We start from the raw sequence: 16,061 nt of genomic DNA on the forward strand, positions 1-16,061 counted from the left end.
TGTTCCATGTAGCAAAAATTGTTACACCAATTGTATTAAAATGTAGCGAGCCCTATATTGGCTAAGTGAATGCGGGCAAAAGCCTTGTTCTTTCTAGCTTTAAAACGTTTCTCTCTACAATTTTTAGTTAGAAAGATGACCTTTATTGAGCGCTTTAACCAGTTAAATTTTGGGTGAAATGTTTAATAATTGTTAAAAAATATCTGCTTTGTGCCTGAATTTTCTTCAATAACTATAAATGCTCAATGGAGCTGAGTGAGCAAGCCCGTGAAAGAAAGAAAGTTAAGACCTGTAAATCTAGATCTACAGACCATACGCTTTCCTATTACTGCCATTGCATCGATTCTTCACCGTGTAACCGGGGTGATCATGTTTGTGGCGGTGGGAATCCTGTTATGGTTACTCTCCTTGTCCTTATCCTCTCCAATGGGGTTTATGGACGCCAGTGACATCGTCAACAGTTTCATCGTTAAACTCATTTTATGGGGCATTTTGACTGCTCTAGCCTATCACATCGTTGGCGGATTGCGTCATCTAATGATGGATATGGGTTACTTTGAAGAGCTCGATACTGGTGCTATGAGTGCCAAAGTTGCCTTTGGTATTACGATTGTCCTCGCTGTTCTGGCAGGAGTCCTAGTATGGTAAAAAATGTTGCTTCCCTAGGCCGTAATGGCGTGCACGATTTTCTGTTAGTTCGTGGTACCGCCATTGTTATGACCTTGTATGTCATTTACATGGTTTGTTTCTGTGCGTTTACCGACATCACCTATGTGTCATGGACTGGTTTCTTCGCTGGTACGTTCACCAAAGTGTTCACCATGCTAGCGCTCGTCTGTGTCCTGATTCACGGTTGGATCGGTTTATGGCAGGTGCTAACTGACTATGTGAAATGCGCAAAACTGCGCGGATTACTACAGCTAGTGGTGATCGCTGTGTTACTTGGCTATTTCTTCTCCGGCCTATTCGTTTTGTGGGGTGTATAAGTGTCTATTCCAGTACGTCAATTCGACGCCGTTGTGATCGGTGCCGGCGGTGCAGGTATGCGTGCCGCGTTGCAAATTTCAGAACAGGGCCTAACTTGCGCACTGTTATCAAAAGTTTTTCCTACTCGTTCCCACACTGTATCAGCACAGGGTGGTATTACCGTTGCACTCGGTAACTCCCACAAAGATAACTGGGAATGGCACATGTATGACACCGTAAAAGGGTCAGACTACATTGGCGACCAAAACGCCATTGAATACATGTGTAAAAATGGTCCTCAATCGGTGATTGAACTAGAAAAAATGGGTCTGCCATTTTCCCGTTTTGATGATGGTTCAATTTATCAACGTCCATTTGGTGGCCAATCTAAAGAGTTCGGTGGTGAACAGGCTGCTCGCACTGCTGCTGCTGCCGACCGTACTGGTCACGCTCTGCTACACACTCTCTACCAACAGAACATCAAGCACAAAACCACCATTTTCTCTGAATGGTATGCCCTTGATTTGGTGAAAAACCAAGATGGCGCCATTTTGGGGTGTACCGCTCTGTGCATGGAAACTGGTGAAATCTGTTACTTCAAAGCAAAAGCGACTGTACTAGCAACGGGCGGTGCAGGCCGTATTTATCAGTCTACCACGAACGCGCACATCAATACCGGTGACGGTGTAGGTATGGCGCTGCGTGCTGGCGTACCAATGCAAGACATGGAAATGTGGCAATTCCACCCAACCGGTATCGCTGGTGCTGGGGTATTGGTAACAGAAGGTTGTCGTGGTGAAGGTGGCTATCTTCTTAATAAAGATGGCGAACGTTTCATGGAACGTTATGCGCCTAACGCAAAAGACCTTGCTGGTCGTGACGTGGTTGCGCGTTCGATGATGATCGAAATTCGTGAAGGTCGTGGTTGTGATGGCCCATGGGGTCCACACATCAAGCTGAAATTGGATCACCTTGGCCGCGATGTGCTTGAGTCTCGTTTGCCTGGTATTTGTGAACTATCACGTACCTTCGCTCACGTTGACCCTGTTAAAGAACCGATTCCGGTTATTCCAACCTGTCACTACATGATGGGTGGCGTGCCAACCCAAGTCTCTGGTCAAGCGCTAAAACAGAATGCATCAGGCAAAGACGTTGAAATTCAAGGTCTGTTTGCTTGTGGTGAGATTGCCTCAGTGTCCGTGCATGGTGCTAACCGCTTGGGTGGTAACTCTCTGCTAGACTTAGTGGTGTTTGGTCGTGCAACCGGGTTACACCTTGGCGAAACATTGGCTGCACAAGCCGAAGCTCGCCCAGCAACAGAATCGGATATTGAAGCGTCACTAGCGCGTACCATGCGCTGGGAAAATAGCACTGGTGGTGAAGACCCTGTGCAAATTCGTAAAGATTTGCAGCAATGTATGCAGCATAGCTTCTCAGTATTCCGTGAAGGTGCGGCAATGGCTGAAGGTTTAAGCGAACTTAAAGAGATTCGTGAACGTTTGCAAAGTGCTCACTTGGCAGACAAATCAAAAGAGTTCAACACACAACGTGTGGAATGTCTTGAACTGGACAACTTGATGGAAACAGCGTTCTCAACGGCAGTTGCGGCAAACTACCGTACCGAAAGTCGTGGTGCTCACGCACGTTACGATTTCCCAGATCGCGATGACGAAAATTGGCTATGCCACTCCATTTACAACCCTGAAACAGAACAGATGAGTAAACGCGATGTGAACATGCACCCAATTTATCGTGACCCGTTCCCACCAAAAGTACGTACATACTAGGGGAGGACTGAACTATGAAACTTAACTTCTCTTTGTACAGATACAATCCAGATATAGACAACAAGCCGTATATGAAAGACTATACTCTTGATGTGGGTGAAGGTTCAGATATGATGGTACTGGATGCACTGATTCTTCTTAAAGAACAGGATCCTAGTATCGCGTTCCGACGTTCATGCCGCGAAGGAGTTTGTGGTTCAGACGGTCTGAACATGAACGGAAAAAACGGATTGGCGTGTATTACTCCTCTTTCTGCTTTGGCAGGCAGCAAGAAGATTGTAATTCGTCCCCTTCCTGGACTTCCTGTTATCCGCGATTTGATCGTGGATATGACGCAGTTCTACGATAACTACGCCAAAGTGAAACCCTTCTTGATTTCGGATGGTAATTTGCCACCGTCTCGAGAAAATCTTCAGGCTCCAGAAGATCGAGCACATTTAGATGGTTTGTACGAGTGCATTATGTGTGCATGTTGTTCAACCTCTTGCCCTTCTTTCTGGTGGAATCCAGACAAGTTTATCGGCCCTGCAGGCTTGTTAGCGGCTTATCGTTGGCTCATTGACAGTCGCGACACTGCAACTGATGAACGTTTGTCGGCACTTGATGATGCGTTCAGCGTATTCCGTTGTCACGGAATCATGAACTGTGTCAACGTTTGTCCGAAAGGGTTAAATCCGACCAAAGCGATTGGTCATATCAAGTCGATGCTGATTAATCGCTCGGTGTAAAGTGACAAAGCAGGCTTTCGGGCCTGCTCTTTGATAGCTCGGCGTAGACCGAAGTGACTGTAAAAACTACTGGTAAAGGGAAAATAATGCACAACGGCGTGATGAAGGCATGGCTCGAGTCTTCACACTTGGCTGGCGCCAATGCAACTTATGTAGAGGAACTCTACGAATCGTATCTAAGTGATCCCGACCTGGTAAGTGAGGAGTGGAAACGTGTTTTTGATGGTTTGCCTGCGCAACCAGAAACTGTGGTAGAACAACCACATTCACGTATTCGCGACTACTTCCGGCGACTCGCTCAAGAGACTAAGCATTACAGTGTCCAAGTTAGTGATCCTGAAGTCGATGCAAAACAGGTAAAAGTATTGCAGCTCATTAACGCGTACCGTTTCCGCGGTCACGAAGCTGCTCAATTGGACCCTCTCAGTTTATGGAAACGCCCACCTGTGGCGGAATTGGACCCATCATTCCATAACCTGACCGACGATGATATGGAAGAAACTTTTAACGTTGGTTCGTTCGCGATCGGCAGCGACACCATGAAGTTAAAAGATATCTATCAGGCCCTTAACAACATCTATACCGGTCCAGTGGGTGCTGAATACATGCACATCACTGATACTGAACAGAAACGTTGGATTCAACAGCACATTGAACCCGTCAATGGTCGTCCTCAATTTACCAAAGCTGAGAAAGTTACTTTCTTGGAAGAGTTGACGGCTGCAGAAGGTTTGGAACGCTATCTAGGCGCGAAATTCCCTGGTGCTAAACGTTTCTCATTGGAAGGCGGCGATGCATTAATTCCAATGACCAAAGAGCTGATCCGTTATGCGGGTTCACAAGGTATGCGTGAAGTCGTTATCGGTATGGCACACCGTGGTCGTTTGAATATGTTGGTTAACGTCTTGGGTAAAAAACCTCAAGGCCTATTCGACGAATTCGCAGGTAAGCATGACGAAACATGGGGTACTGGTGACGTTAAGTATCACCAAGGTTTCTCTGCGGACTTTGCAACCCAAGGCGGCGATGTGCATTTAGCACTGGCGTTTAACCCATCGCATCTTGAAATTGTTAACCCAGTGGTTATGGGCTCAGTTCGAGCTCGCCAAGACCGTCTTGAAGATAAAGACGGCAGTAAAGTTCTCCCTATTACTATTCATGGTGACTCTGCGATTGCAGGGCAAGGTGTTGTGGCTGAAACCTTTAACATGTCTCTGGCTCGAGGCTTCTGTGTTGGTGGTACGGTACGTATCGTTATCAACAACCAGGTTGGTTTTACCACCTCTAACCCACGCGATACGCGTTCTACCATGTACTGTACCGACATAGCCAAGATGGTACAGGCGCCGATTTTCCATGTGAATGCGGATAATCCTGAAGCAGTTGCGTTTGTCACTCGCGTTGCTTTGGACTATCGCAACACATTCAAACGCGACGTTGTGATTGATTTGGTGTGTTATCGCCGTCATGGCCATAACGAAGCGGACGAGCCAAACGCGACTCAACCATTGATGTATCAAAAGATCAAAAAGCATCCAACACCACGTAAGTTGTATGCGGATGTATTGATGGAGCGCGGTGAAGCCGATATTGAAACGGCTACTCAATTAGTCAATGAATATCGCGATGCGTTAGACCACGGTGAAGTGGTGGTGAAAGAGTGGCGTCCGATGACGATGCACTCTGTTGACTGGTCTCCATACCTAAACCATGAATGGAATATGGAATGGAAGAACCAATACGATATTGATCGCCTGCGTGAACTTGGTCATCGTATCTGCCAACACCCAGAAAGCCATAAGCTGCAAAGTCGTGTGGAAAAAATCTACGCTGATCGTGTCTCTATGATTGCGGGTGAAAAACCGCTCGACTGGGGTATGGCTGAGCTCTTAGCTTATGCAACCTTGGTAGATTACGGCAAACGCATTCGTATCTCTGGTCAGGACTCAGGTCGTGGTACATTCTTCCACCGCCATTCAGTGCTGCACAACCAAGCTGATGCCAGCGTTTATATTCCACTTAAACATATTCACGATAAACAAGGTCCATTCCAAGTGATTGACTCTGTGTTATCTGAAGAAGCAGTGTTGGCTTTTGAGTACGGTTATGCCACGGCAGAACCAGGTGGTTTAACCATTTGGGAAGCACAGTTTGGCGACTTTGCTAACGGCGCTCAAGTAGTGATCGACCAGTTCATCTCCTCTGGTGAGCAGAAGTGGGGGCGTTTATGTGGCCTGACTATGCTGTTACCTCATGGCTATGAAGGTCAAGGTCCAGAGCACTCATCAGCTCGTTTGGAACGTTATCTGCAGCTTTGTGCAGAGCAAAACATCCAAGTGATTGTGCCATCAACACCAGCACAGGTTTATCACATGCTGCGTCGTCAAGTGGTACGCCCAATGCGTCGTCCTTTGATTGTGATGTCACCTAAGTCTTTGTTACGTCACCCATTGTGTATTTCTTCGATGGAAGAGTTAGCACACGGTACGTTCCAAGCCGCCATTGGTGAAGTGGATCCACTGGATCCTGTGAAGGTAAAACGTGTCGTATTCTGTTCAGGTAAGGTCTATTACGATCTGCTAGAACAGCGTCGTGCCAATGAGCAAGACGATGTGGCGATTGTTCGTATCGAGCAGTTATACCCATTCCCAATTGATGAACTTCAAGCAATCATCGCGCCGTACACTAACGCGGTGGATTATGTTTGGTGTCAGGAAGAGCCGCAAAACCAAGGTGCTTGGTATTCAAGTCAGCACAATTTCCGGGCAGCGATTCCTGCCGGTGCCGATCTGAAATACGCCGGTCGTCCTGCATCAGCATCTCCAGCTGTGGGTTATATGTCCGTTCATTTGAAACAGCAGAAAGCGTTAGTCGAAGACGCACTGACTATTAAGTAAGAACTAGAAGTAAAAGGAAGACACAGATATGACAATTGAAATTCTGGTTCCAGATTTACCTGAGTCCGTTGCGGATGCGACGGTTGCAACTTGGCATAAGAAAGCGGGTGATTCGGTTGCTCGTGACGAAGTTATCGTTGAAATTGAAACTGACAAAGTGGTGTTGGAAGTTCCAGCTCCAGAAGAGGGCGTTCTTGAAGCCATTCTGGAAGAAGAAGGTGCGACCGTGTTATCTAAACAGCTATTAGCACGCATCAAACCGGGTGCAGTAGCGGGTGAACCAACCACAGATAAAGCGGAATCGACTGAGCCTTCTCCTGATCGTCGTCATAAAGCAACGCTGTCTGAAGAAACCAATGATTGGTTAAGTCCAGCAGTACGCCGTTTACTGGGCGAACACGGTCTTGAGCCAAGTGATGTGAAAGGCACTGGTGTGGGTGGTCGTATCACTCGCGAAGATGTTGAAGCGCATTTGGCTAGTGCGAAATCTGCTCCAGCAAAAGCTGCTCCAGCCCCAGCTGCAGTTGCGCCAGTGAACCCTGGTCGCAGTGAAAAACGCGTTCCTATGACTCGTCTGCGTAAACGTATCGCAGAACGTCTACTCGAAGCGAAAAACAGCACAGCGATGCTGACCACGTTTAACGAAGTGAACATGAAACCGATTATGGATCTGCGTAAGCAGTATCAAGATCTGTTTGAGAAAAAGCATGATATCCGTTTAGGTTTCATGTCGTTCTATGTTAAGGCGGTCACAGAAGCTTTGAAGCGTTATCCAGAAGTGAATGCCTCACTTGACGGTGATGACATTGTGTACCACAACTTCTTTGATATCAGTATTGCGGTTTCAACTCCTCGTGGGTTGGTCACTCCAGTACTGAAAGATACTGATACGCTCAGTCTGGCTCAAATCGAGAAAGGCATTAAGGATCTTGCTCTAAAAGGTCGTGATGGCAAACTTACCGTTGATGAACTCACCGGTGGTAACTTCACTATCACTAACGGTGGTGTGTTTGGGTCATTAATGTCGACACCAATCATTAACCCACCGCAAGCAGCTATTCTAGGTATGCACAAAATCCAAGACCGCGCGATGGTCGTTGACGGTAAGATTGAAATTCTGCCAATGATGTATCTCGCTCTCTCTTACGACCACCGTATTATCGATGGCCGTGAGTCAGTTGGGTTCTTAGTTACTGTGAAAGAGTTGCTAGAGGATCCTGCACGTTTAATTCTCGACGTGTAAGGTTTATATGTCTAGATTTCTAGACGTCTAAATCAAAACGGGCTAGACTAGCTCAACGTCTAGCCCGGTTAAGTCATTGAAAAGTGACGCTCATCTGAGTCTCCCTACAAGACGTAAAGCCCAGTTTGGGCTTATGGATAAAAACAAACAGACGGAACAACACAATGAATTTGCATGAATACCAAGCCAAACAGCTGTTTGCAGAGTTCGGACTGCCCGTACCCGAAGGTTATGCGTGTGACACGCCACAAGAAGCGGCGGAAGCAGCAGGTAAGATTGGCGGCACGAAATGGGTTGTGAAATGTCAGGTACACGCTGGTGGCCGCGGTAAAGCGGGCGGTGTGGAACTGCACGATACAAAAGAAGGCATCAAGGATTTTGCGCAAAAATGGTTGGGCAAGAATTTAGTCACTTATCAAACAGACGCCAATGGTCAACCTGTGACAAAAATTCTCGTCGAGGCAGCATCTAATATTGCCAACGAACTTTATCTAGGCGCAGTGGTAGACCGTTCAAGTCGTCGCGTTGTTTTTATGGCCTCTACTGAAGGCGGCGTCGAAATTGAAAAAGTCGCGCATGAGACTCCTGAGCTGATCCACAAAGCGGCTATTGATCCGCTCGTCGGTCCTCAACCTTATCAAGGCCGTGAATTAGCATTCAAACTGGGTCTTGAAGGCGAGCAAATTAAACAATTTACTAAGATTTTCCTCGGCCTTGGTAACATGTTTACCAAGTACGATTTAGCGCTGCTTGAGATTAACCCGCTAGTGATTACTGGTGAAGGTAATCTTCTTTGTCTTGACGGCAAAATCAACATCGACTCTAACGCGATGTACCGTCAACCTAAGCTGCGTGAAATGCACGATCCATCTCAAGAAGATGCCCGCGAAGCCAATGCAGCGAAATGGGAACTCAACTACGTTGCTCTGGATGGCAATATTGGCTGCATGGTCAATGGTGCAGGTCTAGCCATGGGCACTATGGATATCGTTAACCTTCATGGTGGTCACCCAGCCAACTTCCTTGATGTGGGCGGCGGTGCAACCAAAGAGCGTGTAACAGAAGCGTTTAAAATTATTCTCTCCGACAAAAATGTCAAAGCGGTACTGGTGAACATTTTCGGTGGTATTGTCCGTTGTGACCTTATTGCTGACGGTATTATTGGCGCTGTGGAAGAGGTGGGTGTAACAGTACCTGTTGTGGTTCGCTTGGAAGGTAACAACGCGGAACTGGGTGCGAAGAAACTTGCCGACAGTGGTCTCAATATTATCGCCGCGACTTCATTGACAGAAGCTGCGGAAAAAGTGGTTGCAGCAGCGGAGGGTAAATAATGTCTATTCTGATCAACAAAGACACCAAGGTTATCTGTCAAGGTTTCACTGGTGGTCAAGGTACATTCCACTCTCAGCAAGCGCTTGATTACGGCACTCAATTGGTTGGTGGTGTTTCTCCTGGCAAAGGTGGCACTAAGCACCTTGGTTTACCTGTGTTTAATACCGTGCGTGATGCGGTTGAAGCAACAGGTGCAACGGCTTCCGTTATTTATGTTCCAGCGCCGTTCTGTAAAGACGCGATTCTCGAAGCGATTGATGCCGGTATCAAGCTGATCGTCACCATCACTGAAGGTATTCCAACCCTAGATATGCTTGAAGTAAAGGTGCGTTTGGATGCCTCTGGTGTGCGCATGATTGGTCCTAACTGCCCTGGGGTAATTACTCCTGATGAATGTAAGATTGGCATCATGCCTGGTCACATTCATAAAAAAGGTAAAGTGGGTATCGTCTCTCGCTCAGGCACATTGACTTATGAAGCGGTTAAACAAACCACTGACGAAGGTTTTGGTCAATCCACATGTGTGGGTATCGGTGGTGACCCAATTCCGGGTTCTAACTTCATTGATATCTTAGCCCTGTTTGAAAAAGACCCTGAAACTGAAGCGATTGTGATGATCGGTGAAATCGGTGGTACTGCGGAAGAAGAAGCAGCAGCGTACATCAAAGCGAATGTGACCAAACCTGTGGTTTCTTACATCGCGGGTGTAACGGCTCCTCCGGGTAAACGTATGGGCCACGCTGGTGCCATCATTTCTGGAGGTAAAGGTACGGCGGATGAGAAATTCGCAGCGCTTGAATCTGCAGGCGTGAAAACCGTGAAAAGCTTGGCTCAAATCGGTAAAGCGCTACGAGAAGTCACTGGCTGGTAATTAATATCGCCAATGTACAAGCAGCAAATAGCAAAAACCCTAAGCTCATGGCTTAGGGTTTTTTGTCATTTTAATTAACTTGGTGGTATTTGGGGGGATAGAGCTTAGCGACATTTCACAATGTGGCTAAGTAGAAACAGCATGGAAGCGCTAATCACCACTGATGGCCCTGCAGGCGTATCGAAATGCCAAGACAGGGTAATTCCACACAATACGCTGATACAGCCAATTGCAGAGGCGATAAACGCCATCTGTTCAGGTGTGCGCGATAAACGACGAGCGGTAGCTGCAGGGATAATCAGCAGCGAGGTCATGATCAGTGCCCCGACAAATTTCATCCCAACCGCGATTACAGCACCCATTAACAGCATCAAAATGAGGCGCATAAAATCGACGTTAATGCCTTCAACACTGGCCAACTCTTCATTAATACTGCTCGACAGTAGTGGTTGCCAAAAATAGTAAACTAGAGCACCTACCACGATGACGCCTGACCAAATAAAGATTAAGTCTGAGGGCGTAACCGCCAGCAAATCACCAAATAGATAGCTCATCAGATCGATACGCACATCATCGAGAAAACTCACCGCAATCAATCCCAGTGAGAGGGCGCTATGAGCTAAAATCCCGAGTAAAGTATCGGTTGCGACAATCTTTTGACGTTGCATGACCACTAATAAGCTGGCTAGACCTAAACAGCACACTAATAATGCCAAGTACAGGTTCACATTCAGTAAAAAGCCTAATGCAATACCCAGTAAGGAAGCGTGAGCCAAGGTGTCGCCAAAATAGGACATTTTGCGCCAGACGACGAAAGAGCCAAGTGGACCTGCTATCAAGGCAATGCCAAGACCAGCAAAGATAGAAGGGAGAAGATAATCAATCATGCGATGGATGCCCGTGATGATGTGCATGACACTGTTCACTGTCGCCAGAAACTGGTACGCCAGACAAGTCATGATGATGGTGGTCGTGGTGGTGATGATAAAACGCTAGGCTCTCTTGAGGATGATGACCAAAGAGCGAGATGTAGCTTGGATGCTGAGTAATGTCGTGCGGCGCACCTGAGCAGCAGATATGGTGTTGTAAACAGATCACATCATCGGTTTTTGCCATCACCAAATGCAGGTCGTGTGACACCATAAATACCGCGCAGCCAAAGCGTTTACGAATATCATTAATCAGTTCGTAAAGATCAATCTGACCTTGTACATCGACGCCTTGTGCCGGTTCATCAAGTACCAAAAGTGCCGGGCGTTGCAGTAAGGCACGAGCAATTAAAATGCGCTGCGTTTCTCCACCAGAGAGCTGGTGCATGTCGTTGTCACGCAGATGTTCAGCCCCCACCAAACGCAGCGATTGTTCCAACTCGTTTTGACTAAACTTACCCGCGAGGCGCAAAAAGCGCGTTACGGTCAGCGGCAGTGTCTCATTTAATTTGAGCTTTTGGGGTACGTAACCAATTTTAAGTTGCTTGCTGCGTTTTAGCTCACCAGAAGTTGGCTTGAGCAAACCAAGCAATACCTTAACCAGAGTCGATTTCCCTGCACCGTTGGGCCCGATAAGTGTGGTAATGCGGCCTTTTTCTACCGTAAGGCTAACGTTATCCAACACGCGCCTTTGGTTAAAATCCACGCAGATATTTTGTAATTCAATGAGGGTCGACATGAAAGGAACTCATTTGCAATTTGATGATGTTATAATGTAACATTCAACCACCATTTCTGCCACAGCTTAGAACAGTGATAATGTTAGCGAGATTCACTTTAATCGCTTGGTTGGTTGCGTTTTGTACACCAACTTGGGCGAATACGATTTTAACCAGTATTAAACCGATTCAGATGATCACCAATGAACTGACATTGGGCGTGACTACGCCGGATGTGCTTTTGGGAACGAATGCGTCGCCGCACGATTATGCATTGCGTCCCTCAGATGTAAAGCGGATTCATCAGGCTGACCTTGTCATTTGGTTTGGTTCAGACCTAGAACCCTTTTTAACCAAGGTATTGGAGTCACAAAGCAACGTATTAACCTTAAGTGCGATTCCTAATCTCAAGCTGCGTGCCTTTTCAGAAGAAGAGCATCACGAAGATGATGGTCACCATCATCACGGCACCCACGATCCTCATTTTTGGTTAGGCGTTACTCAAGCGAACACAGTCGCTGATGCGATTGCACAGAAACTGATGGCGATGGATCCTGCCCATAGTGCGACTTATCAAGCTAATTTGACTCGTTTCCAACAACAGCTAACGCAAACCGATGAGCAGATTAATCAGCAACTCACGCCGATTAAACAGAAGCCTTATTACGTTTTCCATGACGGTTACGCCTATTTTGAACAGCACTACGGTTTGAACAATCAAGGCCACTTTACTGTGAGCCCAGATCGTAAACCGGGTGCTAAGACTCTGATTCATATTCGTGAATCCTTAACGGCGGGAAAAATTCAGTGTGTTTTTGCAGAACCTCAGTTCCAACCTGCGGTGATTCAAAGTGTGGTGCGTGGTACCCAAGCTAAGATTGGTGAGCTAGATCCATTGGCAACAACCATTCCACTGGCTAAAGGTAGCTATTTTGCGTTTCTTAAATCACTTGCGCAAAGCTACACGAATTGTTTAGGCAAATAAGCACTTCACAATAAAAACCGAAAAAGATGACACTAAGTCATCTTTTTTTTGTCTCAAATTCCATTCCTTGCGGCATATCACTCTATGCTCAATAAGCAAAACTGCATATTCATCCATGTTTAGCCCTGTTTTGTCTGTAAATTAATCAACTTGATGAATATCCTTGCAACTATTAGGTCTTTTTTGATGTTGCGCATATTTACTGCTATAAAGATTCATTATCATTACTATAATGAATAAAAATATTTCTCATTCACACTACTGTTAAATGGCATTGTCTATGAAGTTATCAGAACTAAAAAGTGGTGAGACCGTGACTGTTACGGCCTTAAATCAGCTCTCTACGGAAACGAGAAAGCGCCTTATGGTGATGGGTATTTTGCCGCAAACCGAGATTACCTTAGTACGCCGAGCACCGATGGGAGACCCTTTACAGGTCGAGGTTCGTGGCGTTTCTGTCGCGTTACGTGAAAGCATCGCAGCATCAATCGAAGTGGAGCGCCGCTAATGCAGTATCAAGTGTTAACAGTAGGTAACCCAAACAGTGGTAAAACCACGCTTTTCAATGGCCTAACCGGTGCTAAGCAGCAGGTAGGTAACTGGGCTGGTGTGACTGTAGAGAAAAAAACCGGGCGATATATTCACTCGGGTGATGAATTTTTATTGACCGACTTGCCGGGTATTTACGCACTAGACAGTGGTAACGATGCAAACAGTATCGATGAATCTATCGCTTCTCGCGCGGTATTAACGTTACCTGCCGATATCATCATCAACGTTGTTGACGCAACATGTTTGGAACGTAGTTTGTACATGACATTACAGCTGCGTGAACTGGGTCGTCCAATGGTGGTGATCCTAAACAAGATGGATGCGCTGAAACGCGAACGTCAAACTATCGATGAAAAAGCACTGCAGGCGATGCTGGGTTGTCCTGTGATCGCAATCTCGGCACACAACCGTCACCACGTGCGTAAATTTAAAGAGCAGCTGCACCGAGTGTTGGTGCAAGGCATTGCTCTTGAGCCATTCAAACTCAATTATGGCCCTGAGTTTGAAGCTGCCATCGGACGTATTGAACCTCTATTTACGGGCAAAGTAGCTGCAGCGCGTGCGTTAGCGATTCGTGCCCTAGAAAATGACCGCTTGGTCATCAATGAACAACCTGCCGAAAAACGTACCCAGATTGATGCAGAGCGACGTGATAGCCAGTTGGATATCGACTTACATGTGGCGGATGTGAAATACACGTTCTTGCACACTCAATGTCAAACCATTCGCCGCAGTGAAGGTAAATTGAGCCACAGCTTTACCGAGAAAGCCGATAAACTGATGCTCAATAAGTGGTTAGGTATTCCACTGTTTTTCTTCGTTATGTACCTGATGTTTATGTTCTCGATCAATATCGGCAGTGCCTTCATCGATTTCTTTGATATCGGGGTTGGTGCGCTATTGGTCGACGGTGGCCATTATCTGCTGGATGACCACTTGCCAGTATGGTTAACCACAGTGCTTGTTGATGGTATTGGCGGAGGTATTCAAACCGTTGCGACTTTTATCCCTGTGATCGCTTGTTTGTATCTATTCCTTGCAGTGCTAGAAAGCTCGGGTTACATGTCTCGCGCCGCGTTTGTACTGGATAAAGTGATGCAGAAAATCGGCTTGCCAGGTAAAGCGTTTGTGCCATTAGTGCTGGGTTTTGGTTGTAACGTGCCGGCTATCATGGCAACACGTACGTTAGATCAAGAGCGTGAGCGTAAACTCGCTGCTTCTATGGCGCCATTTATGTCTTGTGGTGCTCGTTTACCCGTGTATGCACTATTTGCAGCAGCCTTCTTCCCTGAAAGCGGACAAAACATCGTGTTTGCTCTGTACATTCTAGGCATTATTGCGGCGGTATTTACCGGGCTATTCATGAAGAAAACCTTGTACCCAGGTTCAAGTGATTCGCTCATCATGGAAATGCCAGATTATGAAATTCCAACGCTGCAAAACGTGTTGATTAAAACTTGGCAGAAGCTAAAACGCTTCGTGCTGGGGGCGGGTAAAACCATCGTACTCGTGGTGGCCGTGTTGAGTTTCTTTAACTCATTGGGTATGGATGGCAGTTTCGGTAACGAAGACAGTCAAAACTCTGTGCTATCAAAAGCGGCACAAGTAGTGACGCCAGTATTCACTCCAATGGGGGTTGAAGACGACAACTGGGCAGCAACGGTCGGTATCATTACCGGTATTTTCGCTAAAGAAGCCGTAGTAGGGACGCTAAACAGTCTGTACACCTCTGCAGACGAAGGTGGCAATGATGAATTTGACTTGATGGCGAGTTTGAAAGAAGCGGTGATGTCGATTCCGCAAAACTTGGCCGATTTGAGTTACTCAGACCCGCTAGGCATTGAAGTTGGCGATTTGAGTGATAGCCAAACAGTGGCGGAAGAGCAAGCGGTTGATAGCTCTATCTTCACTAACTTGAATAAGCACTTTACTTCGGGTTATGCGGCTTTCTCTTACTTGATTTTGGTACTGCTATACACCCCGTGTGTGGCGGCTATGGGCGCATACGTTCGTGAGTTTGGTCCTAAATTTGCCCGCTTTATTGCGCTTTGGACCTTCGGTCTTGGCTACGGTGGTGCGACTTTCTTCTATCAAGCAACGCAAATCAGCAGCCATCCTGTGCAAAGCATCAGTTGGATGGTGGTGATTGTTGCGGCGTTGATTGGGGTTTACTTCTACCTACGTCGAGTCGGGAATCGCGTACAAGCCCAGGCTTTGGAGGCGCTATGATTCTCGCCGAGCTAAAAAGCTACATTGCAGAGCATCGCGGCGTGAGTCGCCGCGAACTAGCCGAACATTTTCGTTTAAGTGAAGATGGGGTAGAGGCGATGTTGGCCGTTTGGCTAAAAAAAGGCGTCATATCCCGCCAAGAAGACACCAATTCAGCTGACAAAGTGATGCGTGTTCGTTACGTGGTCAATCAGAGTAACGGCTTAGCGGTGAATGTTACGATGTAATTGATGGTATTTTGTTGATGCCAATAAAAAGCCTCACTTCATTGAAGTGAGGCTTTTTTATGAATGTGTTTTGTAGTTGTACCTATGGCTTACTGCCGTGGTGAATTTAGGCGCTAAACAGATCGCTTTGGCTAAATGCGTCACGCAGTTCGGCCAGCATAGCTTGTTGGGCATTAGATTCACGATGCTCGCCTTTGGTATTGCCCCATACTGGACCTGGCCATGCGATATCGGTTTTAAAACGAGCGATATGATGAATGTGCAGCTGCGGAACCATGTTACCTAAAGCGCCAAGATTGATTTTGTCGGGTTGGTAAAGTGCTTCAAGCGTTTCACTCACCAATTGTGATTCCAACAAAAACTGTTGCTGCTCTGCCATAGGTAGGTGATGTAACTCTTTCAAGTTCTCTTTTTTCGGTACCAAAATGACCCAAGGCACAGCGCCATCTTTATGCAGTAAAGCAACACAAATTGGGAAATGACCAATAACGTCGGTGTCTTTTTCTAACTGAGGATGCAGAGAAAAACTCATGATGATGATCCTTAATCGAGATGGTAATAATTGTCTTACCAGATAAACAAAAGGTTGGCTTGCG

The 16,061-nt window shown here is 46.6% G+C and carries 15 protein-coding genes; 12 read left to right on the forward strand and 3 right to left on the reverse strand.

Annotated elements, in window-relative coordinates:
• Positions 1-255 precede the first annotated feature (255 nt).
• The 8 genes from sdhC to sucD all read left to right on the forward strand — a co-directional run bounded on the left by sdhC (position 256) and on the right by sucD (position 9,824).
• A complete protein-coding gene (gene sdhC, locus OCV11_RS04425) occupies positions 256-648 on the forward strand; it encodes a succinate dehydrogenase cytochrome b556 subunit (RefSeq protein ID WP_261895222.1) in 393 nt (130 codons plus the stop codon).
• The gene (sdhD, locus tag OCV11_RS04430) at positions 642-986 is read left to right on the forward strand and encodes a succinate dehydrogenase, hydrophobic membrane anchor protein (RefSeq protein ID WP_261895223.1); all 345 of its coding nucleotides are present in this window, start codon (positions 642-644) and stop codon (positions 984-986) included. Before sdhC ends, sdhD begins: the two co-directional genes overlap by 7 nt.
• On the forward strand, positions 987-2,753 hold the full coding sequence (gene sdhA / locus OCV11_RS04435; RefSeq protein WP_261895224.1) for a succinate dehydrogenase flavoprotein subunit: 1,767 nt from the start codon (positions 987-989) through the stop codon (positions 2,751-2,753). It begins immediately after the preceding gene.
• A 14-nt stretch (positions 2,754-2,767) separates the two neighbouring features.
• The gene (locus tag OCV11_RS04440; protein ID WP_261895226.1) at positions 2,768-3,481 is read left to right on the forward strand and encodes a succinate dehydrogenase iron-sulfur subunit; all 714 of its coding nucleotides are present in this window, start codon (positions 2,768-2,770) and stop codon (positions 3,479-3,481) included.
• Positions 3,482-3,567: 86 nt separating this feature from the next.
• Positions 3,568-6,378, forward strand: a complete 2,811-nt coding sequence (sucA, locus tag OCV11_RS04445) for a 2-oxoglutarate dehydrogenase E1 component (protein WP_261896226.1) — start codon at positions 3,568-3,570, stop codon at positions 6,376-6,378.
• Between the two features lie 28 nt (positions 6,379-6,406).
• A complete protein-coding gene (gene odhB, locus OCV11_RS04450; protein WP_261895227.1) occupies positions 6,407-7,621 on the forward strand; it encodes a 2-oxoglutarate dehydrogenase complex dihydrolipoyllysine-residue succinyltransferase in 1,215 nt (404 codons plus the stop codon).
• Between the two features lie 164 nt (positions 7,622-7,785).
• The gene (gene sucC / locus OCV11_RS04455) at positions 7,786-8,952 is read left to right on the forward strand and encodes an ADP-forming succinate--CoA ligase subunit beta (protein ID WP_261895229.1); all 1,167 of its coding nucleotides are present in this window, start codon (positions 7,786-7,788) and stop codon (positions 8,950-8,952) included.
• Positions 8,952-9,824: a succinate--CoA ligase subunit alpha gene (gene sucD, locus OCV11_RS04460; protein ID WP_261895231.1), complete on the forward strand. Its 873-nt coding sequence runs from the start codon at positions 8,952-8,954 to the stop codon at positions 9,822-9,824. Before sucC ends, sucD begins: the two co-directional genes overlap by 1 nt.
• A 104-nt stretch (positions 9,825-9,928) precedes the next feature.
• Here sucD and znuB read toward each other — a convergent pair whose 3' ends face one another.
• Together znuB and znuC are read right to left on the reverse strand one after the other, a co-directional pair.
• On the reverse strand, positions 9,929-10,711 hold the full coding sequence (gene znuB, locus OCV11_RS04465; protein WP_261896227.1) for a zinc ABC transporter permease subunit ZnuB: 783 nt from the start codon (positions 10,709-10,711) through the stop codon (positions 9,929-9,931).
• On the reverse strand, positions 10,704-11,492 hold the full coding sequence (znuC, locus tag OCV11_RS04470) for a zinc ABC transporter ATP-binding protein ZnuC (protein ID WP_261895233.1): 789 nt from the start codon (positions 11,490-11,492) through the stop codon (positions 10,704-10,706). The genes znuB and znuC overlap by 8 nt, the downstream gene beginning before the upstream one ends.
• A gap of 80 nt (positions 11,493-11,572) precedes the next feature.
• Here znuC and znuA point away from each other — a divergent pair, with 80 nt between their 5' ends.
• The 4 genes from znuA to OCV11_RS04490 all read left to right on the forward strand — a co-directional run bounded on the left by znuA (position 11,573) and on the right by OCV11_RS04490 (position 15,465).
• Positions 11,573-12,457, forward strand: a complete 885-nt coding sequence (gene znuA, locus OCV11_RS04475) for a zinc ABC transporter substrate-binding protein ZnuA (protein ID WP_261895235.1) — start codon at positions 11,573-11,575, stop codon at positions 12,455-12,457.
• 280 nt (positions 12,458-12,737) lie between these two features.
• A complete protein-coding gene (locus OCV11_RS04480; RefSeq protein WP_261895236.1) occupies positions 12,738-12,965 on the forward strand; it encodes a FeoA family protein in 228 nt (75 codons plus the stop codon).
• Positions 12,965-15,238, forward strand: coding sequence for a Fe(2+) transporter permease subunit FeoB (gene feoB / locus OCV11_RS04485; protein WP_261895237.1), 2,274 nt, complete (start codon positions 12,965-12,967; stop codon positions 15,236-15,238). The genes OCV11_RS04480 and feoB overlap by 1 nt, the downstream gene beginning before the upstream one ends.
• Positions 15,235-15,465 (forward strand): FeoC-like transcriptional regulator, encoded by a 231-nt coding sequence (locus tag OCV11_RS04490; RefSeq protein WP_261895239.1) that lies wholly within the window; start codon positions 15,235-15,237, stop codon positions 15,463-15,465. The genes feoB and OCV11_RS04490 overlap by 4 nt, the downstream gene beginning before the upstream one ends.
• A 106-nt stretch (positions 15,466-15,571) precedes the next feature.
• On the opposite strand, the gene OCV11_RS04495 is transcribed toward OCV11_RS04490, so the two are convergent.
• Complete coding sequence (locus tag OCV11_RS04495) at positions 15,572-15,997, reverse strand: HIT family protein (protein ID WP_261895240.1); 426 nt, start codon at positions 15,995-15,997, stop codon at positions 15,572-15,574.
• Between the last annotated feature and the right edge of the window lie 64 nt (positions 15,998-16,061).

This window comes from Vibrio porteresiae DSM 19223 (assembly GCF_024347055.1).
In the GTDB taxonomy this organism is placed as follows: Bacteria; Pseudomonadota; Gammaproteobacteria; order Enterobacterales; family Vibrionaceae; genus Vibrio; species Vibrio porteresiae.